Below are 800 nucleotides of genomic sequence, written 5' to 3'. Positions count from 1 at the left end.
TCAACTTAACGGAATGTGGATATCGATGTGAGATGACGGGCGATGACAGACCGTGACCCGCTGTACCGCCGCCATCGCTTTCCCGCTGAAATTATTGCCCACGCGGTGTGGCTCTATTTCCGTTTCCCTCTCAGCTTGCGGATGGTCGAGGATATGCTGGCGGCACGAGGGATTATTGTCTCGCACCAGACGGTCCGATTGTGGGCGGAGAAATTCSGACGTGCCTTCGCCAACGAGCTCCGCCGCCGCTCTTCCGGTCGGCTCGGAGATAAGTGGCATCTCGATGAAGTCGTCGTTTCTATCCGTGGCAAGAAGCATTGGCTTTGGCGCGCTGTCGATCAGCATGGTTTCGTCCTCGACGTTCTGGTGCAAAGTCGTCGCAATGCCAAGGCAGCCAAGCGTTTGATGCGCAAACTGTTGAAGAGCCAGGGGTGCACGCCGCGGGTGATGATCACCGACAAGCTCCGGTCCTACGATGCGGCAAAGCGSGAGATCATGCCAASYGTCGAACACCGTTCGCATAARGGCTTGAAYAATCGGGCGGAGAATTCCCAYCAGCCAKTCCGGCGACGRGAACGGATCATGAARCGSTTCAAGTCRCAGCGMCATTTRCAGCGCTTCGTCTCMATCCATGATCCGATCGCCAACCTGTTCCACATCCCCCGACACGACGTCTCATCCAGCCATCATCGCGAATTGCGTTCAGAGGCAATGAACCTGTGGGCAAAGATCGCTCGGGCATGAACCGTCATAGTGCAAGCGGGCTACGACTGCCGCGTGCCCGTTAAGTTTACGATGCC

Annotated in this window: 1 protein-coding gene; it reads left to right on the top strand. The window is 56.9% G+C overall.

All coding sequences use genetic code 11. The features are described 5' to 3' along the window. Positions 1-42: 42 nt before the first annotated feature. Positions 43-744, top strand: a complete 702-nt coding sequence (locus AC1DYF_RS40310; protein ID WP_477884545.1) for an IS6 family transposase — start codon at positions 43-45, stop codon at positions 742-744. Positions 745-800: the final 56 nt, after the last annotated feature.

The organism is Rhizobium sp. P2_G9 (assembly GCF_056403475.1).
This window is presented reverse-complemented; position numbering and strand designations above follow the sequence as displayed.